25 protein-coding genes are annotated in these 25,871 nt (G+C 34.5%); 6 read left to right on the top strand and 19 right to left on the bottom strand.

The window, feature by feature from the left end:
* Positions 1–35: 35 nt before the first annotated feature.
* From ACE1TI_RS09215 to ACE1TI_RS09205, 3 genes are all read right to left on the bottom strand, one after another.
* Positions 36–530 carry a LysM peptidoglycan-binding domain-containing protein gene (locus tag ACE1TI_RS09215; RefSeq protein WP_375007287.1) on the bottom strand — a complete coding sequence of 165 codons (495 nt, stop codon included), beginning with the start codon at positions 528–530 and terminating at the stop codon, positions 36–38.
* Positions 531–699: 169 nt separating this feature from the next.
* On the bottom strand, positions 700–822 hold the full coding sequence (locus ACE1TI_RS09210; RefSeq protein WP_375007286.1) for a hypothetical protein: 123 nt from the start codon (positions 820–822) through the stop codon (positions 700–702).
* A gap of 8 nt (positions 823–830) precedes the next feature.
* On the bottom strand, positions 831–1,433 hold the full coding sequence (locus ACE1TI_RS09205) for an SIMPL domain-containing protein (protein ID WP_375007285.1): 603 nt from the start codon (positions 1,431–1,433) through the stop codon (positions 831–833).
* Positions 1,434–1,789: 356 nt separating this feature from the next.
* On the opposite strand from ACE1TI_RS09205, the gene ACE1TI_RS09200 reads away from it, so the two are divergent.
* Both ACE1TI_RS09200 and ACE1TI_RS09195 read left to right on the top strand, forming a co-directional pair.
* On the top strand, positions 1,790–2,311 hold the full coding sequence (locus ACE1TI_RS09200) for a hypothetical protein (protein ID WP_375007284.1): 522 nt from the start codon (positions 1,790–1,792) through the stop codon (positions 2,309–2,311).
* A gap of 282 nt (positions 2,312–2,593) precedes the next feature.
* Positions 2,594–3,475: a glycosyltransferase family 2 protein gene (locus ACE1TI_RS09195; RefSeq protein WP_375007283.1), complete on the top strand. Its 882-nt coding sequence runs from the start codon at positions 2,594–2,596 to the stop codon at positions 3,473–3,475.
* Positions 3,476–3,504: 29 nt separating this feature from the next.
* Here the strand turns inward: ACE1TI_RS09195 and ACE1TI_RS09190 are convergent, their stop codons facing one another.
* Genes ACE1TI_RS09190 through ACE1TI_RS09180 form a run of 3 tightly spaced genes read right to left on the bottom strand, consistent with a single transcriptional unit; the run spans position 3,505 to position 6,309 of the window.
* Positions 3,505–4,170, bottom strand: coding sequence for an acetyltransferase (locus ACE1TI_RS09190; RefSeq protein WP_375007282.1), 666 nt, complete (start codon positions 4,168–4,170; stop codon positions 3,505–3,507).
* A gap of 49 nt (positions 4,171–4,219) precedes the next feature.
* A complete protein-coding gene (locus ACE1TI_RS09185) occupies positions 4,220–5,338 on the bottom strand; it encodes a DegT/DnrJ/EryC1/StrS family aminotransferase (RefSeq protein WP_375007281.1) in 1,119 nt (372 codons plus the stop codon).
* A complete protein-coding gene (locus tag ACE1TI_RS09180; protein ID WP_375007280.1) occupies positions 5,335–6,309 on the bottom strand; it encodes an NAD-dependent epimerase/dehydratase family protein in 975 nt (324 codons plus the stop codon). The genes ACE1TI_RS09185 and ACE1TI_RS09180 overlap by 4 nt, the downstream gene beginning before the upstream one ends.
* A 271-nt stretch (positions 6,310–6,580) precedes the next feature.
* Between ACE1TI_RS09180 and ACE1TI_RS09175 the strand changes: the two genes are divergently transcribed.
* Positions 6,581–7,657, top strand: coding sequence for a glycosyltransferase family protein (locus tag ACE1TI_RS09175; protein ID WP_375007279.1), 1,077 nt, complete (start codon positions 6,581–6,583; stop codon positions 7,655–7,657).
* A 77-nt stretch (positions 7,658–7,734) separates the two neighbouring features.
* Here ACE1TI_RS09175 and ACE1TI_RS09170 read toward each other — a convergent pair whose 3' ends face one another.
* The 8 genes from ACE1TI_RS09170 to ACE1TI_RS09135 all read right to left on the bottom strand — a co-directional run bounded on the left by ACE1TI_RS09170 (position 7,735) and on the right by ACE1TI_RS09135 (position 15,208).
* Positions 7,735–8,709 (bottom strand): glycosyltransferase, encoded by a 975-nt coding sequence (locus ACE1TI_RS09170; protein WP_375007278.1) that lies wholly within the window; start codon positions 8,707–8,709, stop codon positions 7,735–7,737.
* Positions 8,710–8,729: 20 nt separating this feature from the next.
* Positions 8,730–9,443, bottom strand: a complete 714-nt coding sequence (locus ACE1TI_RS09165; RefSeq protein WP_375007277.1) for a hypothetical protein — start codon at positions 9,441–9,443, stop codon at positions 8,730–8,732.
* A 185-nt stretch (positions 9,444–9,628) separates the two neighbouring features.
* Positions 9,629–10,582 (bottom strand): Gfo/Idh/MocA family oxidoreductase, encoded by a 954-nt coding sequence (locus ACE1TI_RS09160; RefSeq protein WP_375007276.1) that lies wholly within the window; start codon positions 10,580–10,582, stop codon positions 9,629–9,631.
* Positions 10,569–11,681, bottom strand: coding sequence for a DegT/DnrJ/EryC1/StrS family aminotransferase (locus ACE1TI_RS09155; RefSeq protein ID WP_375007275.1), 1,113 nt, complete (start codon positions 11,679–11,681; stop codon positions 10,569–10,571). Before ACE1TI_RS09155 ends, ACE1TI_RS09160 begins: the two co-directional genes overlap by 14 nt.
* Complete coding sequence (locus tag ACE1TI_RS09150) at positions 11,665–12,381, bottom strand: N-acetyltransferase (RefSeq protein WP_375007274.1); 717 nt, start codon at positions 12,379–12,381, stop codon at positions 11,665–11,667. Before ACE1TI_RS09150 ends, ACE1TI_RS09155 begins: the two co-directional genes overlap by 17 nt.
* A gap of 65 nt (positions 12,382–12,446) precedes the next feature.
* Positions 12,447–13,130, bottom strand: a complete 684-nt coding sequence (locus ACE1TI_RS09145; protein WP_375007273.1) for a glycosyltransferase family 2 protein — start codon at positions 13,128–13,130, stop codon at positions 12,447–12,449.
* Positions 13,131–13,159: 29 nt separating this feature from the next.
* Complete coding sequence (locus ACE1TI_RS09140) at positions 13,160–13,855, bottom strand: GT-D fold domain-containing glycosyltransferase (protein ID WP_375007272.1); 696 nt, start codon at positions 13,853–13,855, stop codon at positions 13,160–13,162.
* 36 nt (positions 13,856–13,891) lie between these two features.
* A complete protein-coding gene (locus ACE1TI_RS09135; protein WP_375007271.1) occupies positions 13,892–15,208 on the bottom strand; it encodes a nucleotide sugar dehydrogenase in 1,317 nt (438 codons plus the stop codon).
* A gap of 252 nt (positions 15,209–15,460) precedes the next feature.
* Here ACE1TI_RS09135 and ACE1TI_RS09130 point away from each other — a divergent pair, with 252 nt between their 5' ends.
* Positions 15,461–16,153 (top strand): galactosyltransferase-related protein, encoded by a 693-nt coding sequence (locus ACE1TI_RS09130; protein WP_375007270.1) that lies wholly within the window; start codon positions 15,461–15,463, stop codon positions 16,151–16,153.
* A gap of 86 nt (positions 16,154–16,239) precedes the next feature.
* Here ACE1TI_RS09130 and ACE1TI_RS09125 read toward each other — a convergent pair whose 3' ends face one another.
* The 4 genes from ACE1TI_RS09125 to ACE1TI_RS09110 form a co-directional block, all read right to left on the bottom strand.
* Entirely contained in the window at positions 16,240–16,605 is a 366-nt protein-coding gene (locus ACE1TI_RS09125) for a M67 family metallopeptidase (protein WP_375007269.1), read from the bottom strand.
* 46 nt (positions 16,606–16,651) lie between these two features.
* The gene (locus ACE1TI_RS09120; protein WP_375007268.1) at positions 16,652–16,777 is read right to left on the bottom strand and encodes a hypothetical protein; all 126 of its coding nucleotides are present in this window, start codon (positions 16,775–16,777) and stop codon (positions 16,652–16,654) included.
* Positions 16,767–18,320 carry a hypothetical protein gene (locus ACE1TI_RS09115; protein WP_375007267.1) on the bottom strand — a complete coding sequence of 518 codons (1,554 nt, stop codon included), beginning with the start codon at positions 18,318–18,320 and terminating at the stop codon, positions 16,767–16,769. The genes ACE1TI_RS09120 and ACE1TI_RS09115 overlap by 11 nt, the downstream gene beginning before the upstream one ends.
* A gap of 89 nt (positions 18,321–18,409) precedes the next feature.
* Positions 18,410–19,573 (bottom strand): BMQ_0737 family morphogenetic spore coat protein, encoded by a 1,164-nt coding sequence (locus tag ACE1TI_RS09110; protein ID WP_375007266.1) that lies wholly within the window; start codon positions 19,571–19,573, stop codon positions 18,410–18,412.
* A 191-nt stretch (positions 19,574–19,764) separates the two neighbouring features.
* On the opposite strand from ACE1TI_RS09110, the gene ACE1TI_RS09105 reads away from it, so the two are divergent.
* Together ACE1TI_RS09105 and ACE1TI_RS09100 are read left to right on the top strand one after the other, a co-directional pair.
* On the top strand, positions 19,765–20,973 hold the full coding sequence (locus tag ACE1TI_RS09105; RefSeq protein WP_375007265.1) for a hypothetical protein: 1,209 nt from the start codon (positions 19,765–19,767) through the stop codon (positions 20,971–20,973).
* A gap of 639 nt (positions 20,974–21,612) precedes the next feature.
* Positions 21,613–23,769 (top strand): hypothetical protein, encoded by a 2,157-nt coding sequence (locus tag ACE1TI_RS09100; protein WP_375007264.1) that lies wholly within the window; start codon positions 21,613–21,615, stop codon positions 23,767–23,769.
* Positions 23,770–23,949: 180 nt separating this feature from the next.
* On the opposite strand, the gene ACE1TI_RS09095 is transcribed toward ACE1TI_RS09100, so the two are convergent.
* Positions 23,950–25,413: a catalase gene (locus ACE1TI_RS09095; RefSeq protein WP_375007263.1), complete on the bottom strand. Its 1,464-nt coding sequence runs from the start codon at positions 25,411–25,413 to the stop codon at positions 23,950–23,952.
* Between the last annotated feature and the right edge of the window lie 458 nt (positions 25,414–25,871).

Here is a 25,871-nt window from a genome sequence, read left to right as displayed (position 1 = left end):
TTAAAGATCTTACTTTCTGATAAACATATCCCCTGTCAGGGCACCAACAAGCCATATCCAGGATAAATGACTTCAGGTGAAAATCCCGGTCTGCCTTGATTCATATGAATGATTTTATGCAGGGGAACACCAAGCTGCTTGCTTATACCGGCCAAGGAATCCCCTGTATCGACAACATATACCCTTACAGGCACTTCAACCATATCAAAGGGCTGTACTATATGTTGATCTTCCATCTGGGGATTTGCTTCAAGCAACTGATTAACAGAAAGCCCAAAGCTTTCCGCAGCAGAACGCACTGTCTCTACTGGCTGCAAAAAATAAACAACTTGACTGCGAGGATTGTATGGATAAGGCACGATGATCCATTGTCCAGGAAAGATCAACCCTGGATCCGTAAAAGGCGGATATAATGCGTTTATAAGCGTAATACCTGAAACATTGCTGCCAAGCCTGCTGGCTATGCTGTACAGAGTATCTCCCGGCTGCACGGTATATACAAAATAAGTTCCTCTTCGAACAACGGTCATGTTTTTCCTCCTTTGCTGACAAAGGCCTAATCCAGTATAAACAACAAAGGCATGACCGGTTCCATTTTTTAATAGAGCAGCCGTCACCCATGACCTCAGCACATGTTTAAGAGGCCAACGCCAGATGATGACATTGACCTATTTAGAGAGCTCGACACTATTTTAATTACTATTTTAATTGATAAACAACATCCACATGCTGTATCACTTCTATTTCTCCCGCTTCAACTACTGTCCCATTTGCCTCCGGACTATCTTCAGCAACAGATTGTTCTTCTGCGCGTTCTTGCATTGGAAAGTTCATCTCAGCTTCATTTCAGTAATCTGCAGGACTTCTCCGCTTTCTTTCCCAACGCTCTCTGCTATGGCAGCAGCCTTCCCTTTTGTTTTTTCAACAGCTTTTTGTAACGCTTTTTGCTCAGCTTCTGTTTCGTCCTGCAAGGCAAAACGGGTTTGTTCAATCCGATTAGCTCCTGCCTCAGCTGCAGCATCCAGCAACTCCCCTACGTTATCAATGTCACTGTATTCTATCTCCAAAATATGCTGGGCACGGAATTGTTCGTCTCCGTCCTGTCCAGGTTCATGATAAGGATAAACACCAACATTGGCCGTCTGGATATGGTCTTCTTTCACCACAAAGGCATCAAGCTGATCCCGAACTGCATTCATTTGCTCGCTCACTTTACTTTGAGCTTCATCAGCAGAAGCATCAACAGCTTCCGCTCCCAAACGTATATGAGCTCGATCGGGGGTTGCACTCACCCTGCCTTCTCCTCTGACAACTATTGTTCCTTCCTCCATCTTTTCCTCTTCATTTACTGAATCTGTTTCACCCGCTGCACCACCAGCGCCTGATAAATAAAGAAAAACCGCGCCAGCCAATACAATTAATACACTCCACACTTGAATTATTTTCTTTTTAATAATAAAAAACGCCTCCTATTTTGCTTTGATAGGAAGTGGTAATTCATGAAGTTTCTTCTATTATTGGTGTCGTGAAATATTCACATAATGTTACAAGCTTATTTCAAAATCAATCATAATACAGCTTTTTAAAAGACTTTTTTTTACAAAATCTGCCGTCACTTTTTGTTTAGAAAACTTTAGATCTGGGGTTTGTTCTGCGTAAAAATACTTCTGCCGAGCAGCCATTATATCTGCTTACCGTCGTCAAGAAAGAAATATCTACTGCGGAAAGCGAGATTGCTAATGCAGAAAAAATGCTTGGGCATGCCGTCATGTACGCCTCAGGAGCAGAAGTGCCTATTAAATTATTAACAAGGGTTGACCACAATATCTCAAACGGAATCATTCGTGCCATGGCAGAAGAAAGGATCACCATGGTCATTGCCGGCTGGGATGTGGAAGAAGTTCACCCGGACCGAACCTTTGGCAGTGTTCTTGATAACTTTATAGAACAAACGAACGAACAAATATTAGTATCAAAGCTCGGCCACCCTTTGAATACGACCAAACGAATAATCTTAATCCTTCCAAAAGGTATTGATTATTCCGTTGGTTTCAAAGAAGCACTGAGCCGCATTAAAATGATGGCCAATGACCTTGGCGCTCACCTTGTCTGCCTTGTCATTGATGAAACTGGAGATAAATATGAAAAATATTTAAATGGTGTAAAAACCAATCCCCCAATGACGATCGTAGATATTCCGGATTGGGGAACTATTTATTCCGATTACTTGTACTTCCTTAAAGATGATGACCTGGTCGTTGTATTAAGTGCAGAAAAGGCACCATTGCCTGGCACCCAGAGCTGGAGATAATACCTGGAAAGCTTGCTAATATCAACCCGGAGAGCTTCATTATTTATTATCCAACCGAGGCTGGTAAAACGGATGAGCGGGGAACATCAGGAACAGAGCTCCCAAAAGAGGTTTTATTGAAAAGAGAATTTCATAGTTAAGTTACTTTTTCAAGAACGGATTTTTTATCCGTTCTTTTTATATTTGGCTGAAATTCATTATTGTCTTAAAGTCTTCCTAATATCACAATCCTGTTTCGCTTACATATGATGTGTAGGAATATCTAAAAAGGAGCGTACTTTAATGAGCACACTCTCACCTGAAATCTCTATTATTTTTCCAGTAAAAAATGAAGGAAAAAATGTCAAAAATACTCTTGATTCACTCTTTTCTGTCCATTCAAATTACAATTATGAAGTTATAGTAGTGGATGATGGCTCCATTGATGGATGCTGTGATTTTATTAAGGTCTATTCAAAACGTAAAAAAATTAAACTTATAAGAACAGAGGGAATCGGCGCGGCAAACGCCCGAAATTTGGGAGCAAAACACGCACGAGGAAAATACCTGGCATTTTGTGATGCTCATTTGTTTTTTACTAATTTATGGATCGACAAGTTACTGGAACCCTTAAAATCCGGTAAAACCGATGTGATATGTCCCGGTATTGCAGATGTACACAATCCATCATCTATCGGATACGGACAGACCCTTAAATCAAACCTTGTAATAAAATGGAATAAAAAGCATTTAAATTTAACAGAAACGGCTGTAATACCAGGCGGATGCTTTATTATTTCAACCTCTACCTTTAATGAGGTAGGAGGTTTTGAAACTGGATTTAAAACTTGGGGATATGAAGATATAGAGCTGTCTATAAAGCTTTGGTTGTTTGGTTATAAATGCAGCGTACTTTCCAATGTGAAAGTGTTACATGTATTTAGAAAATCCCACCCCTATCAATTAAGCAATGAACATATATACTATAATTTAATGAGAATGGCTTATTCTCACTTTAATCAATTCCGCATAAAAAAGTGTAAAAAACTCATTAAAAATAGTGACTCATTACAAATTGAAAAAATGGTGATAAAAACAGGTATATTAAATCAAAGAAATGCTTATTTCAGAAAAAGAAAGCACGATGACTCTTGGTATTTTAATAAATTCAATATCTCTTTTTAATTTCCTAAGTCTTAATTTAGTATCTGTAATTATTCATTTTTATTATTTAATTTTCTTAAAATTCTTGCTGGATCACCTACCATAATGCTGTTTTCTTTCACATTCTCAAGTACTACACTACCCATGCCAATTAATGAATTTCTACCTATTTTTACGTTGTTCATTATTGAACTATTAGTCCCCAAATAACAAGATTCCCCTATTACAACCCCACCAGAAATGCAAACGCCTCCAGTTATACAAGAAAAGTCATTAATAATACTATCATGACTAACGACTGAATTAGGTAAAATTATGACATGGTTACTTATAGAAGCATTTGCTGCTATGGTGGCTGACTGTAATATTACAGTCCCTTTTCCAATAGAAGCCATGTTAGAAACATTAGCTGATGGATGAATAATAGTTTCAAAACGACTTAACGGAACTTTTGATTTAGCAATAATCTTTTCTTTTTTAAAATAATTGCTTACGCTTCCGATTCCGTTGACAAAATAACAAGTGTTTTTAAATTCTTCAGCTTTGCATAGCGGACCCAAGACTTCTACTCCATAAAGGCTCTTACCCCAAACAGCTTTATTATCATCTAAAAATCCTACGCATTCATAGGTTAGTTTTTCTTTATTAATATCTTGTATAGAATCTAAGATATCTATACAATTTCCACCAGTACCGAAGATAATTATCTTTTTCATACACTCATCTCTCCCCGCAAAAAAAATAAATGAAGATATTACTTTAACTTCAGGATCGATTTAAGATTTCTTTAAATGAGGAGCAAATATAATGAATATCTTTTTTTTCTAAACCAGGATATAATGGTAAAGCAATTCCTTGCCGGTATAACTGTTTTGATACTGGAAAATCATTTATATTATATTTATATTTTTTTTCATAAAAATCTAACATGTGTAAAGCATGAGACCCAATATTAATTTCTACATTCTTCTTTCTCATTTCAGCAATAAGTTTACTTTGGGACGTTTGACGTTTTATTACAATCATGAATGTCTGCCAGGCGTGCCCAGAAATTTTTTTGGGCAATTGTATATTAGAAACATTTTTAAAAAACTCGTTATAATATTCAACTAAGGTTTTTCTTTTTTCTATCCAATAATTAAATTTTTTTAATTGCTCATTTCCTAAGGCAGCTTGAAATTCTGTTAATCTATAATTGAACCCGGGTAATATTAAATTTACATTTCCTTCAGATGATTTATCCAAGCCATGGTTTTTTAATAATAATAATTGTTTATTTAGATTATCATCTTTTACTACCACTGCTCCGCCTTCACCCGTGGTAATAGACTTTCTAGGATGCCACGAAAAACAACCAACATCACCAAAAGTTCCGGCGTGTTTTCCTTGCCATTTCGTCCCTAAAGCGCAGGCAGCATCTTCAATCAGAAATAATCCATATTTTTTAGCTATAGAAGATATTTTTGTCATATTACATGGTGCACCAAATTGATGTACAATTATAATTGCCTTGGGCGTTTCAGGCCCTTTCCAATCTAATATAGATTTTTCCAGCTTTTTTGGGTCTATATTATAGGTTTCCTCCTCCACATCAACTAGGATTGGTCTTGCTCTTTGTAATTCAACAACATTAGCTGTTGCAGGAAACGTAAAAGCTGGGAGAAAAACTGCATTTCCTTCCTTAATACCTAATGCCTGCAAACTTAAATGTAATGCAGCTGTACCGCTTGATACTGCAAGCACTTTATTAACACCCATAAATTCTCCTAGTGATTTTTCAAAAAGTTGAACGTGTTCACTTTGAACAAACATTCCGCTCCGTAATACCTTATTAACCATCTCTATTTCTTCATCGGTAACAATGGGTTTGGACAATTGAATCATAAGTTTTCCCCCCGGAAGAACTCAGCAGTTCTCTTAATGCCTTCCTCTAAATCAATTTTTGCTTTAAAACCAATAAGCTTATCAGCTTTTTCAATTTTTGGAATTCTAAGCTCTATATCAGCTGATGTTTTTGGAATATGCACTATTTTTGAGTTTGAATTTAAGACCCTTGTTACTATATTTGCCATCCCATATATAGTTGTAATAGTTCTCGCATTGCCTATATTAAATGATTCTCCAATTGCTTTAGATGACACCATACAACGAATTACAGCTTCAATCATATCATCAACGTAACACCATGCTCTTATTTGAGTACCATCTCCATGAATAAGAAGATCCTGATTATTTAACGCCCTTATGATAAAAGTACGTAATGCTCCTTCACCAATCTGTCCGGGACCGTATACATTGAATGGCCTTACTGTAACAGTTGGCAAACCTTTTTCTTTAAAGTAAGCATATGCCAGGTGCTCAACAGATAACTTACTAACTGCATATGTCCAACGCGCTTCACCTACAGCTCCTAAAACTGCTGAGCTGGATTCTTCAGATTGAAATGCAACCTTTCCAAACACTTCACTAGTACTGAAACAAATAACTCGCTTACAATGGTTCAGGCTTGAGGCAGCTTCTAATACATTTGAAGAGCCAACAATATTGACTTGCATTGTTGAAACTGGACTCTTAATTACCGTGTCAACCCCTGTTATTCCAGCACAATGTATTATATTAGTCGATCCTTTTATACTTTCTTTTAAATATTTTAAATCTAAAATATCTCCGTTTATTAATTTCAAATTTTTATGTTTGGCAAATGATTTATCTTTAATTGAATTTCTTTTTAAATTATCATAGATAATCACTTTGTTATTTGGTAATAACCGTCCAGCTAACGTCGATCCAATAAAACCGGCTCCACCAGTAATAAAAATTGTTTCATTTTTTAATTGTTTTAATATTTCTTCCAACCCTACCACCCTTTAATTTATCTTGTTTTCATTAGCTAATAAATATAATATAAATACATTGTGAGCACTTGGTACATTTGCTATGCGTTTTTTCATCAATACTCTTTTATACTACGTTTTAAAAGGAATAATTGTGTAGGTAAGGGTTTAGCCTGTTAATTCTCGCAAAAACACCACATATTAACTTTCTTTCAAAAAAAAGCGTATATAAACATATGTGTTAGCATATGTTGCGGAGGAGAATAGATTTTTTGAAAAGCGAGGTTTTTTTATGGCTAAAATAAGAAGTGTTGTGGTGGAACCTAAACCTGCCATGGGGCGAATAAACCCTAATAAGATTGGTAAAATATTACACCTTCCATATAATGCAGCTGGACAAATGAGTACACAAGCAAATGCTCTTAAACTAATTGGGGCAAACGCTTCTTTTTGTGATTATTATGAATCAGCATATAAATATCCAACCGATATCCCTTCACCAATAAGAAATATTCCAAAAGCCAACAGAGAAAAAGTAATGTTAAAGTTTGCCCAAAATTGTGCATCTAAATATGATATTTTTCATTTCCATTTTGGTCAAACTTTTACAGGATATTCTTATTCTGATTTGCCTTTACTACGCTCCATGGGAAAAAAAATGGTGATGAACTATTGGGGAACACAAATAAGGCGTTTATCTGTAGCAAAAAAAAATAATCCGTTTGCGATAGTGAAACAAACAAATGAAAAATTAATCTTGTCAAGACTTCATACGGTTTCAAAGTTTGTGGATTCAGCCATTGTAGCAGATCATGAATTATTGGAATACATTAATGGATACTTCAGAAAAATTTACTTGGTGAAAGCTTCTGTTAACCAAAATTTAATCAGCCCTGCTTATCCTAATATTCATAACAAAAGACCAATCGTCGTACATGCCCCAACCCATCGTGGTGTAAAAGGAACAGAGTTCATTTTACAAGCCGTCGAAAATCTTAAAAAGTCAATAAAGTTTGATTTTGTCCTAATTGAAGGAATGACGAATGAAGAAGCATTAAATAATTACAAAAAAGCCGATATTATAGTAGATCAGCTCCGATTGGGCTCCTATGGAACTGTTTCCATCGAAAATATGCTTTTTGGAAAACCAGTCATCACTTATATAAGAGATGACCTCAAATCTAAATATCCAACAGACTTGCCAATTATTTCTGCTAATCCTCATACAATTGAGTCAGTTTTATCTAAACTTTTGATAAATCCCAAACTCCGTTATGAGACTGGTATAAAAAGTCGTAAATACGCTGAAAAATATCACTTACCTGAAAGAATAGCTAGACAATTAGTTTCAGTCTATAATAACTTATAATAAACCAATTATAAATTTAATCAGAACTTTCACACTATAAAATACAGGCATATTTTTAATATATACCTGTACTTTATTTATTGTTTATTTGTTTTTATAAACTTTGTGATATGATTGATAAATTCTTTCGCTCTAACTTCATTTGTATGATATCTTTGGATGAACATGTATCCATTATTAGTAATGCGATTTCTTTCTTTTTCATTTTTTAAATAATATTTAGCTTTCTTATAGAAATCTGAATTATTACATGCTATAAAGTTAACTCCATGCTTAAAGCCTAATTCTAATATATCTTTATTTGGCTCTGCTAAAAGTAAGGTTCTACAACCAGGGGCTTCAAAAAATTTTAAAACGCCGTAATTTCTTACGGATCCACAAGTAAAGAACATTTTAGAACGATTAAGCTCTTTAGCATAATTTTTATCAACTAATAAATTCTTTGATGGTGCTACTTTATTACCCGGATGGGGGTGGTATATAAACCCCTTTTCAGCAGCCATTTTACTTAAAACTGCATCTCTAAATGGGTAACGCCCTTTAGGAGTACCCGTTCTATTTAAAGTATCATGATATACTTTTCCCATAAGCAGATAATCAATATCTTTTTTTACATTCCAATCTTTAATAATGTCAGGATTAATTGACCATGGCAGCCATCTAAACTTGCGTTTATATTCTGGAAATGTTCTTAGAAAAGCGTACTTTGTTGCAGAAAATATTAAGTCTATTTTATTTTGATTAATATAATCTGTTCTGATACTCTTGTTATAGTGAGCGTCATAAATAAAACACCCCTTTGGTATATTCACAGATCCTAACCCGGCAATTTTAGGGGCAAATGCATAATTCCAGGCGATATCATAATGATAAATGAAATCTGGATTAAAGTTAATTTGTTGTAGGATATCTAGGATATTCCCATCTTTATCCCAGTAATACACTTCTGCTTGCTTTTCTATTGCTTTTATAAAGTCAAACTTAGCTTTGTGTTTAGCCAGCCTTTCACCAAACTGTTTAACTAAAAATAATATTTTTAATTTTCTAGGCATCAATGATCACCTCCTCCAAATTACTCAACCTTAAAATCTCTTAATATTCTTTTAGTATCCTTTGAACTCAATTTGAGATCATTACTCGTTTTAAATCTGCTCGAGGTATTGCTTGAATGAACAGTAACAATAAAATTTCTTCCCTTTAATACCTCGTGTGGTAATTTAATTGCTTCCTTATGCTTCGTTATAGGATGCCTAACCCCCTCTAAATATTCTGAAGTGTTGTATACTAAAGTAAAAAAAGGAGGAGACTCTTTTCTATAAGCCGCCATAATATTATTCGTTGTATTATAAATAAAACCGTTTTGATTAATTAATACTTTAGTATCTGATTTAGGAGAATACTTGTGCAATCGATTAACAATAGCCTTATGGTACATATCATCTGAATCTAGCCTGACTAAATACAAATAATAATAATTTTTTATAATAGAATGTATATAAGAATCTACTTTACTTTCTTTTATGAAAATAATATTTTTGGGAAGTTTTTCATATTCGTCTAATGCTGTTTGAATAATATCTTCCGTGGAATCTTCATATCTTACTAAAGCAATAAATTCTTGATTCGTTTGATTTTCCAAACTTTTTCTAGTGTTGTTCATAAAAATCTTCATTCTATTATGGATCCATTCTTTTGTGAGCACAATTTTTGGATGTGGTCTTGGAGGAACATGTTTCTTTCTTAAATTATTAAACAAAATATTAAAGATAATAATTTTATTTTTCATATTACATTAATTTCTCCTTTAATCGTTTTTAACAATGCATTAGTCGACTTGCACCGTTATCGTAACTTTGGAAGTCTCAAATTACCTTAGAAATTTAACTTATATTCTTCTATTACTTATCATTTTTAGTGTATTCCATTACTTTTAACTCGACAGTATACGGACCCAATAATTAGAGTTAAGGTTTAGTCATTTAAGGCTGATTCTCTAATTTTCAAAGCAACCTCTAAAGCAAGAGCAGCCTCTTTCAACCCTATAATCGGTGGGCAGTGTTGTTGTATCGACTCAACAAAATGATTTATCTCAGAATGAAGCGGTTCGTTCCGCGGCACCCACACTTTTTCAATCACACTCTCTTTGTTATACGGCACTTCTTCTACACCAGATTTCACATCTTTATATATATACAAATTTCTTGTTAAACAATTCGTTTTTAACACTCTTTCTTTTTCAGTAATTGTCAACAAACGTTTCTTTTCTTTAGAGAATCTGTTTGCAGTTATATTAGCAATTATTCCATTTTCAAACGATAAAACAGCATACACCACATCCAATTGTCCTTTATTTACTAATGAAACTCCTTCTGCTGTAATTGTTTTGATTGGACTAGCAGCTAAAGCCAAAATAACATCGATGTCATGAATCATTAAATTAAGAATAACGTCAATATCAACGTTTCTTTGTACTTGCCCCGACCGCCTTGCTTCAATTGATACCATTTTATTTTTTTCAGCTACTTTAAAAAGATGTTGAACAGCCGGATTAAACCTTTCAATATGTCCAACTTGAAAAATTAATTCTTTATTTTTTAATAAGGATTTAATAGCTTTTGATTCTTCTAGAGAGATTACGAAGGGTTTTTCTACCAATATATGCTTATTTTTCTTGATTGCCTGTTTTATTAGTGGGAAATGGTGAGTAGTAGAGGTGGCTATAATAACTGCATCTACATTTTTTAATAATTCTTCATAAGAAGAAAAAGATTTCACATTAAACCTACTCCCCACTTTCTTACTAAGTCGAAGGTGTTTATCATATACACCAACAAAATCAATACCGTTTCCCATTGTTTGTAGAGTTTTACAATGGTTCATCCCCATTGTTCCAACTCCAGCCACTCCTATTTTAATCGCCTTCATAATTATCACCTAAAAACTCTTTAATTGAAGAAACAATGTATTTTTGTTGTTCTTCAGTCATCATAGGAAAAATAGGAAGAGCTAAAATATTCTTTGACACTTTTTCTGCAAAAGGAAATTGATTTTGTTTGTATTGCAAATATTTGTACACTGGTTGTAAATGGAGAGGAATAGGATAATATACTGCTGTTGCAATATTCTTCTTTTTCAGGAATGATGATAATTGGTCACGGCACTTTGTTTGTATACAGTATTGATGAAAGACATGTAAACTTTCCTTTTCGACAAAAGGAGTATTTACGATTCCGTTAAGTTCTTCCGTATATTTTTTTGCTATTTCTCGTCTCTTAATATTCCATTCTTCTAACATATTAAATTTTACTTTTAAAATAGCAGCTTGAAGTTCATCTAATCGACTATTGATACCTATCATTTTGTGTTCATATTTTTTCGTACTTCCATGATTTCGAAGCAGCTTTGCATTCTGACATATTTCTTCATTGTCGGTAACAATTATTCCGCCATCTCCATACGCACCTAGATTTTTGGAAGGAAAAAAGGAATAGCAGCCTGCATCGCCGATAGAGCCAGTTTTACGTCCTTTATATACAGCTCCAATAGATTGGCATGCATCTTCAATCACTTTCAAATTATGCTTTTCGGCAATTTTCATAATTGGATCCATATCCGCTGGTTGACCAAATAAGTGTACAACAATAATTGCTTTTGTCTTTTTGGTTATTGCTTTTTCTATCAATTCTGGGTTTATATTATATGTCTTCGGATCAATATCCACGAAGACCGGGGTTGCTCCGACTCTGGTAATAACTTCTGCTGTGGCAAAAAAAGTAAAGGGTGTAGTAATGACTTCATCGTTTTTACCTATTTTGAGTGACTCTAATGCAATCAGAAGTGCATCAGTTCCACTTCCTACGCCAATACCATATTTAGTATTAGTGTATCTAGAAATCTTGGACTCTATTTCTTTACCATTACTACCTAAAATAAAAGAAGAATCTTCAATGACTTTATTTATTTCTTTTTGAATATTTGATCTTAACTTTTCATATTCAGATTTTAAATCAACTAGAGGTATCATCGTTGCTCTCCTTTTTTTTCATTATTCTTGCTGGTACCCCTACCACAGTTTTTTTCGAAGGAACATCATGTGTAACCACTGAACCAGCTCCTACTACAGAACTGTTTCCGATAATAACTCCGGGTAACATAGATGTATTATTACCAATTTTTGCACCCTGTTGAATATAAGGTCCCTTTAAACTTTCGTTTTGTGTTCCCATATATTTATCGTTAGACATAGAAACACAAGGCCCAATAAAAACATCATTTTCTAAGACGGTTTCTGCTGTTATATATCCTAATGTTTGAATAGTACAATTACTACCAATTTTTGTATTTACCTCCACCATAGAACCTCTCCCAATAATGGAACCTTCCCCAACCATTACATTTTCTCTAATACTGGCATGATCAGCTATGAACACATCTTTAGCTATATTTGTGCTAGCATAAACAGAAACATGCGTTCCTATTTGTGCATTTTCATCGATAACTAAATTCTTGTCACGATTTTTATATTTACGCATATTCTTGTTCCCACCAGGTTTGATACCAAGAACACAATGCGAGCCAATTTTGACGTTATCTCCGATTTTTGTGTTCTTCAATATAACAGAGTGGTGGCCGATTGAAACATTTTCTCCCAATTGAACTCCGTCTTCAATTACTACAAATTTACCGATAATGGTGCTATCAGGAATATGAGTAGTAGAATCCATATTATCTCCTCTTTCTAGATTGTATCTTCGCAGTCAGAGTTTTTTATTTTTATGAATTACAAAAATTATTTATTTACATAATATTTATAATTTTTCGTATAATTCACTTTTTTTCCATAACGAAGTAACTCCTTGTCACTTAATTTCCATGTGTGATTATTTTTATCGGCTTTTCTAATACAAGTAAAATTAAACCTGTCAGTAGAATAAATCTTAATACCTTTTTCAACACATTGATTTAAGAATTTTTGATCTGATCCTTTATTCAGATCTGGAAATTTAACCTTCTGTAAAACTTTCTTGTTAAAAACTAAAGTTGCTCCTGCTACATGCTTGCAATAACGCTTTTCTTGGCGGGGAAGATGGATACTCAGAACATTTAGGTGCTCATAATATACAAAAATACTTGTTTTTCCTACAACCAAGGCTTTGTTGTGTTTAAGTGCCGGTAACATTGTATTTAAATAATTCGGAGCATAATAGTCATCATCATCAAACTTCGCAATATAACTATAACGACTTTTTTTAACTCCGAAATTGAGGCAGTTTCCTAACGTAACATCTTGAGGGATTTGATATACACGGATATTTTTATATTTTTTAGCTTCTCGTTTCCATATCCTGATGTCCATCTCATCTTTATTTAAAATAATAATAAGTTCTTTATTTGGGATGACTTGCTGTAAAAAATTTCGAAAGATATTTTGTAGAGAGGAATCCCTAATTGTACATGTTATTATGGTTACCATTTCCTCACCTTCTAAAGCGGCGATTAATATCAATTAACCGACGACATAAATTTTGCAGGCTTTCCAAAATCAATCGCTATTTTGCCAGTGCGTTTTACAATTTCATGTGCTAAGACAACCGAATTCACTCCACAAGCTAATAAAACTACATCGAATTTGTGTGCAGACTTTTGAATAATGTCAAGACAGGAGCTCATCTGTTTATAATGAGTAAAAGGTATTGCCATGGTGACATTTACTCCGTATTTTTTTCTAAGTGTAGAGGTCCATAATTTTGCATGCTCATAAATCACTAACACTTTTTTGCCTTTGAATAAGTTCCAAAATTTTAGATTATTTATACACTCTCTCATGACTGTAGCTTCACACGTAGTTTCTGGATTGATTTTAAAGTGTTTAAAAACCGCTTCCGTTAAAGGACGTTTAAGGTAATCAGGGGCATCAATGATTTGGTCATTTTCTGGTAAAAGTCCGACAATATCAGCCTTTTTTATAGCTTTTACCATTTCATCCCTAAGTTGAATATTTGGAATTGAAACGCCCTTCTTACCTTTTTGCGCTTGTTTCACCCATGTCTCTTTATATAATCTATTTAAAGGCCATACTGAATCTTGTGCTAAGATAATATTTTCTCCATCTCCAATTCGTACCAATGTTAAAGGTGTTTTTTGTTCTAATGATACTTTTACTCGATTTATTACCTGCTCCGTTGTTAATTGCCCCATTTCCACCTCTCTCTTTCATGCAAATTTTTTCTTTTACTATGAAGAAAAGCCTTCTCCCAAACGATAAACTTTTGCTTTTCCCTTACGTCCTCTTGTCACGTTACGTGTGTCATAAACTATCGGTGCATAATCAAGTATCATTTCAACCGGAATATTAGAGTGATCAGTCAATATTAAAACACAATCAACTTTTTCTAATGTCTCTTTAGTAAGTGATACACTTTTTAACATAAAATTTTCATTAATGGATATTTTTTTCAAATAAGGATCATGATATTGAATTTTTGCTCCTTGAGCTACTAGAGATTGAATTATTTTTACAGCAGGGCTTTCTCTAGCATCTTCCACATCTTTTTTATACGTAACTCCGTATATTAATATGTTAGCTTCATTTATTAATAAATCATTTGGTAGTAAACTAGCTAATTTATTCGTAATAACAGCAGGAAGAGATTGGTTAATTTCATCTGATAATTGAATGAATTGATAAGGAGCTTTTATTTGGTTTGCTTTATATTTTAAATACAAAGGATCTATCGGAATACAATGCCCGCCAATTCCCGGACCGGGATAAAAAGGCTGATAGCCATATGGTTTTGTACTCGCTGCTTTAATAACCTCCCACACGCTAATGTTTAACTGCTCACACAAATCCGCAAATTCATTAATAAATGAAATATTTATAAATCGATAACTGTTTTCCAAAAGTTTTGTTAATTCTGCTGTTTCTGGAGTAGACACTTCTACAACTTTTTCATATACATGACCATATACCTTACAAATTTCTTCTGAACATTTTGTGGATATCCCACTAACTATTTTAGGAATACTATTAACTTTAATTTGTTTATTTCCCGGGTCAATTCGTTCAGGCGAGTATGCCAAATAAAAATCTTTCCCAGCACATAACCCACTTTGTTCCAATAATGGTTTAAAAAATTCTCTGGTTACACCAGGGTAAACTGAACTTTCTAATACCACTAATTGTTTTTCTTTTATTTTAGGAGCTATAGATTCTCCAACCTTTTTTAAATAACTGAGATCGGGCTCTTTATTGTTATTCAATGGGGTAGGAACACATACAATGATGACATCTTGATCTTTAATAAAGTTACTAATCGAAGTAACTGTAAAACGTCCTGAGGTCAAAGCAGATACAATTTTTTCATCATTAATTTCTGAAAGCGTACTCCTTCCCTGAGCTAACTTTTGCACTTTCTTATAATCTAAATCAAGACCTGTAACACAAAATCCTTTCTGCTGTAGCAATAGGGCTAGCGGCAACCCTACAAATCCTAAACCAATAACAGCAACTTTCATTGGGATTACGCTTTTTTGAAAATTACCTTCCATTCTATAGCCTCCTTTCAAACAAAAAATTTAATTTTATACATATATAAGATATTCTGTTGTTTTTTAGTTGACAGTGCGTATTACCTAAAAGCTTAGTTTCTTAATAAATCTTAGAAAAACACGGCTTGTCGCCGAATGCGGACTGCGGAAGTTGTAGTTTTACTTTGATCCTTTAACAAGGTTAAATTTTCCTAACTTAAAATAAAAAACTTGGCTAATCGCCAAGTTCTAAACCAGAGGATTTAAGATGAGGTGAGCAAATTGATTTCAATATTAATCCCTTTTGAAACGGATAACGGACCAAGAGAAAAAGCATTTAAATGGATTATAGAATTTTATAAGCATAATTTAAAAAACTCAGAGATTTGCATAGGAACTTGTAATTCAAAACCATTTTCAAAGGCTTTAGCGGTGAATAGTGCAGCAAATAAGTCAACTGGTAATATTTTTATAATTTTAGATGCAGACATTATATGTGATCCGAATTTGCTCTTACATTCTGTACAACTTCTTAATAAACATGCTTGGATTATTCCGTACACTCGAGTCAAAAACATTTCAAAACAAAGTACACAAAAATTACTAAACACTTCCCCTTCCTGGCCGATACAGACAGCATTGGAGACAAAAATCAATCGTTTTGGAGGGGTACTTCCTGTCGGTGGAGTAAATGTTCTTTCCAGGAAATGCTTTAACATGGTAAAAGGATTTGATGAAAGGTTTTACGGCTGGGGTGGGGAAGATGATGCCTTTGCTTGTTCGGTTAATACACTTTGTGGGCCATATAAAAGATTAAGAACAAGCATCTTTCATTTATGGCATCCAAAATCATCTGCTTCACATAATCCATATTATTCAAAGAATGCAAAGCTGGCGCACAGGTATTGTAACACCATTGGGGACAAAAGAGGGATGATAAAGATAATAAATGAACGTAATAATTAATAAGTTTCTATGTAACTATTAAGATTAAGAACTTTAGTAACCCAAAGGCTGTTAACCTTTGGGTAAAATAATTCTAGGCTCATCCCTCATTCATACAATTTAATATTTATTGGAAATACTTTTTTATTGATTATTCGAAAGGTCCTTATCCTTGGTCGATTATACTCAAAAGAAATAATTATATATGCAGCTTCGGGATAGAGAACACTAAGAATATCTTCCTTGGAAGGATACGGGGCAGCAGTAGGGTGTGAATGATAAATTCCAGTCAATTTTTGACCTTTTTCTTTTATTAAACCAAACACTTTATCGATTTCCTTTTGACTTATTTCAAATGAATGTTTACTTTGTTTTATATTCTTCGTTTTCCAGAGAGTTTCACACCTTTTATTATTCCCTGATAATAGGCCGCATGCTTCCAACGGCAGTTCTTCTTTACAGTGCTTAATCATACCCTCCCACACTGTTCTTTTTATAAATACACAGTTGTTTCCATTATTATTTCCCTCCGCAGCCGCAGCCTTTACGTTTTTTGGGTTTAGCACCTTTTTTATTACCAATAGGTGTTCCTACCGAAGCGGCCTTATGGCGTCTGTAAATTTCACGAACTCGATTAGGTTTCATTCTTTCCTTCCCCTCCTTTATTATCATTTATATATTTATAAGGATTAAAAACAGTCGTTTGAGACTGTGATGGAAGAGGAATATTGTAGTAATCTTCCATGTTAGGCTGCATACTTCTTGCATTGTTTTTCTCCTGGCTTTGAGACAATGATTGTCTCTGGCGCAAGGATTCTATATTTTTATCTTTTTCTTCTAGCCTTTTCTTTAGTGCCTGCATGTTCTTTTCATACTTTTTAACCTTATCATTAAGATTTTTCAATTTTTGTTCATAATTTTCTTTTATCTGTAATCGTTCATTTTCTCTATCAGCCTCTTGTTGTTCCTCTTTCTGGAGCTTCTCTTTTAATTGAACAATCTCTGCTTCATATTGTTTTTCTTTATCTTTATATTGTTCTAATTTCTTCTCAAGAGAAGTATAACGCTGCTCTAAAGTATGATACTTCTTATCCATTTCTTTCATTTGGATTTGATATTTTTCTTTCATATCACTCTCCTTGTTGTAGTAATCTTCCTCTTTTTCTTTATAACTGTTAACGGTTTCTTTCAATTCATTCAGCAGAGTCGATAAATGAGTATCCTTTTCTTGGTTTGTTTGAATATTTTCATTTAATTCTTTAAATATATTACTATAATTATTAAATTCACTTTTTAATTCTGCTATCCCTTCTCTTATTTTCTCTACTTTTTCTTGGTACTCCCGTTCCCGCTCTTTATCGCTGCCCCAAATTTTCCACACTTCCATCCACCATCCTTTGTTATTCTTTTTAAACATTTCAAATTCAAATTGGAGATCTTGCACTTTTTCTTCTAAATTGTTCAACGTATGAATTAATTTGTTTTCTATCTTAGAAAAATTTATAGTGTCACTTATTGTATGTTTTCTTATATTTTCGCAATCGAAAATCAAATGAGTTAAATGGATGGTTTTTCTTTTATATTTTTTAAGTTCTTCTTCTTTTTGATTATTTCTTTTTTCCCATTCTGCTTCTGTCGTTTTAAAGTATTCTATCGATTTGTTTTTTTCTTGAATCACTTTCATCATTTTTTTCTTCGTATCCAATTGAAGATTTATCATGTCATTTTTGTGGTTCACTTGATTTGTGAGCGATCTTTTGCTTGTTTCATAGCTTGAAATCTGTTGTTGCAAATTTCTTATTCTTTGCTGTAAGACCAAGTGTTTATCTTTATATTGATTTATTGTTTTCTCTTTTTGTTTTAATTCTTCTTCTTTTTCTTCATTGTCCTGCTGCAGAGAATGTACAGATTCAATTAAATTTTTAAATAAACGTTTCATCGCCAGCAGCTCGTATTGTTCTTTTTCTCCAGCACCATATATTTTTGTGTCTTGCATTGACTCTAGGTATTTCTTTTTTTCTTTTAATTCCCTCCTAATCCAGGATCTTTCATCTTTAAATTTTTTAATTTTTTTGTTTAAATATTCCAGCTCAATGTTTTGATCTTTTATACGTCTTTCACATTTAATAATGGTGTGGAGAACAACCCTTTGTTCATTGTATCGCTGAACAATTTTTTCGTTTGACATATTGCCCCCACCTTACATGCATATATTTAAATATATGTATAAACTAATTTTTATGTTAAAAGGGGGAGAAACTCCTCCCCCGTTCACATTTAGCCATTTCCATTGTCATTATTGTTATTTAAAAGGTCAGCAAAAGTGTCGCATTCATCGTATCTAACTAACGCATCTACAATGCCGCTGTCAAATACTACGATACCAGCAGTATTACGCAAAATTAGTTGGAAACCAGCTGGGTCACTAAAGATTCGAAGCTCATAAAATACATGCTCCGGTGTGCCATCGAAGGAACGTTCCCCTTCGCCAAACACGCTTAAGGAATCGGCATCTGTATTACATACAACCTCATCTATTGTTGTAGGTTCAAAAGTGAAGCTAAAGTCAGGAGATGGTGTCGGTGTTGGTCCGTCTCCATCCTCGTCTGTATCAGTGAAGGAGTAGGAGAATCGGCTATCAGCAAGCGCACATTCTTGACAAATTTCAGCTTCTAATGTTGATGTTCCCATTACAACTGTGCCATTGGTACCAAATGTAGCAAATGTTTCTTCATTTCTAGCTAGTGCTGTTGCTTGACATTCACAATTGTCTACTGGGAAGAAATCACACTGCGGCGGGAATTCGAATGCATCCAATGGACACTCCATTCCATTTGGTACTGGAATGTCGTTCGGACGAGGGAAACAGAACTTCCCTAGCACTTCAAGTTTTACTGGGAATTCTACTTGTACGTCTTTACATAACAGTACTCTTACAGGAATCATCGGCCCAAACGGATCTGGTCCCATTAATGGAAGGTTTGAATTGCATTGTACATCTGTTGCCTTACAGTGAATGTGTTTATCTTTAATTCCTTCCGGAACACATAGCATAACCTCATCTTCAAATTGGGTACGTACTGTAAAGGAACAAATTTTCTTCTTTTTAATAAATATTTTTACTCTTACGGGAACAGTCCAAACGATCGAAACTCTTCCTGGATTTCCGTGTTCAAGAATTTTCGCACGGCATTCAACGTCCTCTGGGTCAGCTGGAATACACTTAACGTCTACATCCTTACCTGCAGCTAAAGCTTCGCTTACTTCTCTACGGCAATGTTCGTCAGGTATGAAGTTTTTATTTTCATACTGATTAGAGAAAAAGACCCAGTCATATACTTTATCGACCTTAATACATTCTGGCGCTAAATCGTTTGGATCCAGCGGAGTAGGGGTAGGCGTTGGTGTTTGCGAACCCTTAATTGGTCTGTGCTTCTTCACTACAATCCTTCCTTTCACATGAGTATATTCATATCACACTATAGAATATGGAAGGGGGTAAAATTTGGTATAGGCAATATACGTGTTTTTTCTTAATTCAGCGTACATCTTTAAAGGAGTTTGTTGTCATTATTTGTAACGTATGCTCATAAAATTGGTATTAGTGTTTTATGAAATATGGAGGGGAAAAGATGAAATTAGAGGTGTACTATCACAATCGGTCTATAGGAAAGATCGAGTCTGCCTCCCTTGTTCCTTTTATTCAATACTGTGAAGAAGAAGGCTATACGGTAAAGTGGGACCTTGAACATAAAAAACTGCATCTTGAGTCCGGATTAAAAGCACAAAAGCTTACTATTATAAAAGAGAAGGAAGAGAATAAGCATCAAACACAATTAAGAAAAGATTTAAAAACCTTTTTATTTGAAACAGGAATCACCATTAATGAATCAAACGGACAGGAATTTTTAAATGAAAACAGTATTATTCTCAAACTCAATGCAGTTACTAATAGTGACATCGATTTTCCAATAGTGGAGATTAGCTATAATTTTCAGCCCAAGCAAAAGGGATTAAAATCTTCTCTTCACCATCGATTAGAAGTACTTCATATTGAGCATGAGTTTAAAAAAGAGAAAAGTGACTTACCCAGCCCTTCCCTTTCTGTAGAATGTGAGCTGCCAAAGCAATACAATACAGAAGACTGGCAGCTATTTTGCCAAAAGATAAGTCTAAGCTTAGCTTTGGGAATATGCCGTTATCTATTTGACAGCCTTGATACAAAAGCATCCTCTCAATCCAAAGTATTCCTTAACCCATTTTTTGAAAAAAGCACTGCTCAAAAATCCATTCAACACAAAAAGCCTCAACCTGTCAGTATAAAGAATCAAGAGAACTCTTCTTCTTCAAACAGTGAATCTCCATCTTTAACAAAAGATTCCAGGGCAGAAGTCTATTTTGATTACACTGTCTACACTGCTAAGTCCAAAGACCAATATATAGCTACAGGAGATTTAAATATAGTAAATACAGGTGGTACAGATTTAATTAATCCTCTCATTTGTATTAAAGTACAGCCTGTAGAATCGATTAATTTAGGCGGACAGATTTTACCGCCTGCCATGGCAGATACCCTTGGTATACAAAGCTCAGGAGGTATGAGAGGTTGGAAGTTTATGGACAATGACTGGTTTGAAAAAGCGCAGGAAAGAGGCGAGTACTGGATCGGTCCGATAGAAGATCTCCTCATCCCACCGGGAGAAAGTACGTCTTTGCCTCATTTTCAATTAACCATTGAAGAACCTGAAGAAAAAGAAATGGCCATCATTCGAAGCGTTGTTTATTTTCAAGACAAAAAAATGTCATTTACTGCTAACAATGATATTAGATTTTCATTTTAATTTACATCATCATGCGTTGAGTGCGGACGTTATGAGTACGCACTCTTTTAAATTTAGAAATTTTTAACAAAATACTTACTTAACTGTAGTATATTACGTCAAACTACAATCTTCATTATAAATCTCGATTTGTGAATTGAGTGGGCATTTACGTTAAATTTAATAAACATAGTTAAAGGTCTTATCATTATTCTTTCTTTTCCATAATATGAAGTAAGTAGAGGAGGTGATGGGTTAAAACCCCATGAACATTAACAAATAATTGTTCAATATTTGGTTCGCTTTTATAATTTATTTATATTACCCTTCATTATCCGCTTTTATTTTATTTATATTATTATTACTATTTCTATATGTTTTACCCTTAATTGGTCTGTTATTATATTATACTTTCATATCCTTTATCCGCGTCCAACATGAGTATAGAACGGAAAATGAATTCTTCAGATCCAGACTGAAGATTGAGCCTGTGAATCGATTGATTCACAGGCTTTTTTTACGTGCGGAACTTGTAGAAAAATCAGGGCACATAATAACTTGGCAATCAGCCAAGTTTTTCTAAATATTACATGCCTGTTTACCATACATATAAATAAGGCGGTTAAGCGTTCAGAAATGATTTAAAGGAGGATTACCTAAATGAACAATGAACCAACTTCCCAAGCTGAGGTTTATCATAAAGATGAATTTCAGCTCCAGCAAAAGCTTATCCACTATAAATCAGAACTTGAGAAATACAGAGCTAGGGTAAGAGAATATGAAAATAACCCTAAGTACAACCAGGTAAAAAAGTTAATTTTTGAAAATGAACAATTAAAAGAAGAAATGGAGTACCAGAAACAGCAATTTGAAGAAATGAAGCGGAGAAAAGTGGATGAAAAGAAAAATGTTATTTTAAACTTACAAAATGTAAATAAACAGTTAGCAGAAGATATAAAAGATCTGAAAACCGAAAATATAAGGTACGTTAAATCATTAAACGAGAGAAAAAAAGAATATAAAGAATTACAAGAAAAATTAAATAACATTGAAAAACAGCATCTCAAATTACTAAGAAATATGGACGACGTAGAACAGAAAAATATGCGTCTCTCTACAGAGCTTGAGGAAACAAATCAGGAAGTCAATAATAAAGCCTCCTCCATTCAAAGCTTACAGAAAGAGCTGAAGGAGTATAAAAAAAAACTACAAGAGTCAGAAAATAATTTAATAAATGAAGAATCCCAAAATAAAGAGTTAAAAAATAAAGTGGAGAACCTTTCTTATCGCTTAAAACAAACGGAGGATCAACAAAAAGAATTAGAGCAAGATAAAAATGAACTGCATCATGAATTTCTAACAGCAGCGGAAGAAAATAAAACATTCAAAAGAGAAATCGGTTATTTACATTCATCGAACAAAGAATTAAAGGAAAAGAATCACCAGCTTGAAGCTTCGATTGAGGATTTAACTAAAGAAACGAATACTACTATCAAAAGCTTACAAGAAGAACTTGCAAGCAAAGGAAATGAGTTGCAGCAATTAAACGAGCTTTTCCAGCAGGAAAAAAACGAGAAAGAAAACTTGCAGCACCATGCTAATCAACTATCTTACCGATTAGAACAAAAGGAAAAAGAGAAACAAAAACTACAGAATAAATTACAGCAGTCTTCAGAGGAAAATCAACAGCTTGCTTCAAAAATCGAAGACATGACAACGGAAACGAAAAACCATCTCTCTTCTATTCAAAGCTTGCAGGAAGAGTTAAAGGAGAATTCAACGAAACTGGCAAATACAGATGAGGAGATCCAGCAGTTAAACGAGCTGCTCCAGCAAGAAAATGACAACCGGGAAAATCTACAGCATCAGGCCAATAACCTTTCTTACCAATTAGAACAAGTCGAAAAAGAGAAACAAGAATTGCAGCAGCAATTTCACCAATCTTCGGAAGACAATCAACAGCTTACAGCTCAAATGGAAAACATGAAGAAGGAAACGGATGAACACCTCTCTTCTATTCATTACCTCCAGGAAGAGATGAAGAATTATAAAAACACACTGGCAAGCAAAGAAGAGGAGATTCAACAGTTAAACGAGCTGCTCCAGCAAGAAAATGATAGCCGGGAAAATTTGCAGCACCAGGCCAATAACCTTTCTTACCAGCTAGAACAAGTCGAAAAAGAGAAACAAGAACTACAGCAGCAATTCCACCAAACTTCGGAAGACAATCAACAGCTTTCCGCCCAAATCGAAGACTTGAAGAAGGGAACGGAGAACCACCTCTCTTCTATTCATAACCTACAAGAAGAGACGGCACATTACAAAAATGAACTTGCAAACAAAGAAAAAGAGATGCAGCGCCTAAACGAGTTTCTCGAACGGGAAATGTCCAAAAAAACAGACTTAAAAAGTCAATTCGAAAATGTTTCTGATAAGCTTGAACAAGCAGAAAAAGCAAAACTTGAAGTTCAAAATAAATATACCCATACAACGGAGGAAAATAAAATATATAAAGAGGAAATCGCTCATTTTAAATCTCTGCACGAAGGAATGATGGGAAAAATCCATGAATTAAAAGATGAAATTACACATTTTACAATGGATAAAACCGAAGAATTTTCGGAGAAGGACACAGATAATACAGAAAGCCTTGAAGAATTGGAACATCAAATTGAACAGTTGATTGTAAAAATAAATGATTATGGTGATAACTTGAAGAAAAGCGAAGAATTGATTCATCAATTAGAAGCAGAAATAAAACAGCAAACAAATGATATAAACAAATTAAAAGAAACACTCTTTTCTTCAGATGAGTGAATGTGACAAGGATAGGCCGTAAACAAGCGGCCTACTTTTTTGTAAGGATCTTAACGCGGTCGGGATGGAGGAAATTAAAGAAAAGTACCTGATATGTAAGTAAAACGAGCATCCGGCTTTCTAGCAGCGGATGCCCGTTTTTTTAGAGAATAAAGAGAGAATCAAATTTATTTGTTGTTTTTAAACTTCCTGTTCTTCTGGAACATCTAATCCAAGTCCTTCCGCAACACGGCGGCCGTATTCTGGATCTGCTTTATAAAAATGCTTAATTTGGCGAAGCTTGATTTCATCTTTTTTTACTGGTTTCATATGGCCTACCACAGCATTGATGAGACGATCTTTTTCATCATCACTCATCAGACGGAAAAGATCTCCGGCTTGCGTGTAATGGTCTTCACTATCATAGTTTACACTGTCTGCTTGGCCTGTAACTTCGAATGGACTAATTCTAGCTTCTTCCGACTCTTTCGGTCCATCATAGCTGTTAGGTTCATAGTTTACAGAACCGCCGCCATTCCCATCAGCTCTCATGTACCCATCACGCTGATAGTTGTTTGTTCCACTGATAGGACGATTAATAGGTAGCTGTTCATGGTTCGCCCCAACGCGATAGCGGAGAGCATCGGAGTATGCAAACAAACGTCCTTGCAGCATTTTATCCGGGGAAGCTTCAATTCCTGGCACAAAATGACCAGGTGAAAATGCAGCCTGCTCTACTTCCGCAAAATAGTTTTCAGGGTTGCGGTCAAGCACCATGCGCCCTACTTCAATCCGCGGATAATCTTTTTTGGACCAAATTTTGGTTACGTCAAATGGATCCCATTTATACTTTTTTGCATCTTCATACGGCATAATTTGTACATACAGTCTCCATGCCGGGAAATTTCCCTCTTCGATAGCATTGAAAAGATCTTCTGTATGATAGTCAGGATTCTCTCCTGCCAGCTGATCGGCCACTGGTTCATCCAATGCTTTGACACCTTGCTCACTGATAAAGTGATATTTTACCCAGAAGGCTTCCCCTTTTGCGTTTACCCATTTAAATGTATGGCTTCCGTAACCATTCATATGACGAAGAGTTGCCGGCAGACCACGGTCCCCATGTAAGTATGTGACCTGATGCAGAGATTCCGGCGACAGTGACCAGAAATCCCAAACCATGTTAGGGTCTTTCAAGTGTGTACGCGGATCACGTTTTTGAGTGTGGATAAAATCTGGAAACTTAATAGCATCTCTTATGAAGAAAATAGGTGTATTGTTTCCTACTAAATCATAATTTCCTTCTTCTGTATAAAACTTCACCGCAAAGCCGCGAGGGTCACGCACCGTATCCGCAGAACCCGCTTCTCCTGCTACGGTAGAAAACCGAATAAACATCGGTGTTTTTTTTCCGACTTCGTTGAGGAAGTCTGCTTTTGTATATTTGGTTACATCATTTGTTACTTCGAAATACCCGTGTGCGCCTGCTCCTTTAGCATGAACTACTCGTTCCGGAATACGTTCACGGTTAAAATGCGCAAGCTTTTCCAACAAATGTACATCCTGGATTAAAGTTGGGCCTCTAGACCCAGATGTAATCGAATGTTGATTGTCTCCAACCGGGGCACCTGAGCTTGTTGTGAGATGTTTATTATTTTTACTCATGCAAGATCACCTCATTATTTTTTCTATGAATCTATAATAACACTTATAAATGAAAAATCAATACTAATTTATAATTATTTTAATTTGATTCTTATTTTAAATTGTATTTTTTGCCTTAATCCCTGTTTTGTCAATGATTTTTTATCACCACCTCTAATAAAGAATGCTTCTTAAAAAGAAAATATGAAATTTTTCTTTATATAAAATATAGCAAATTACGACATGATTGAAAAAAATTCTGCTTACATGAAAAGACAAAATATTTAAACAATAGAAATAATACAGTGCTGTACTACAGATAGTTACTAAGATTGGAAGATAAAACCGGATCTCTTACTACTAATCATTTAGGCCTACACGTTTACTGAAAGCGTTGTCCTCTAATTCTGAAAAAATCCATTTTAAGAACGCATTAACGGAAACAATTTTCATGTACCAATCCAAACAAAAAGGGCCTG

Source organism: Alteribacillus sp. JSM 102045 (genome assembly GCF_041949975.1).
In the GTDB taxonomy this organism is placed as follows: Bacteria; Bacillota; Bacilli; order Bacillales; family Marinococcaceae; genus Alteribacillus.
Note: the sequence above shows the minus strand (reverse complement) of the source record. Positions and strands in the feature narration are given on the sequence as shown.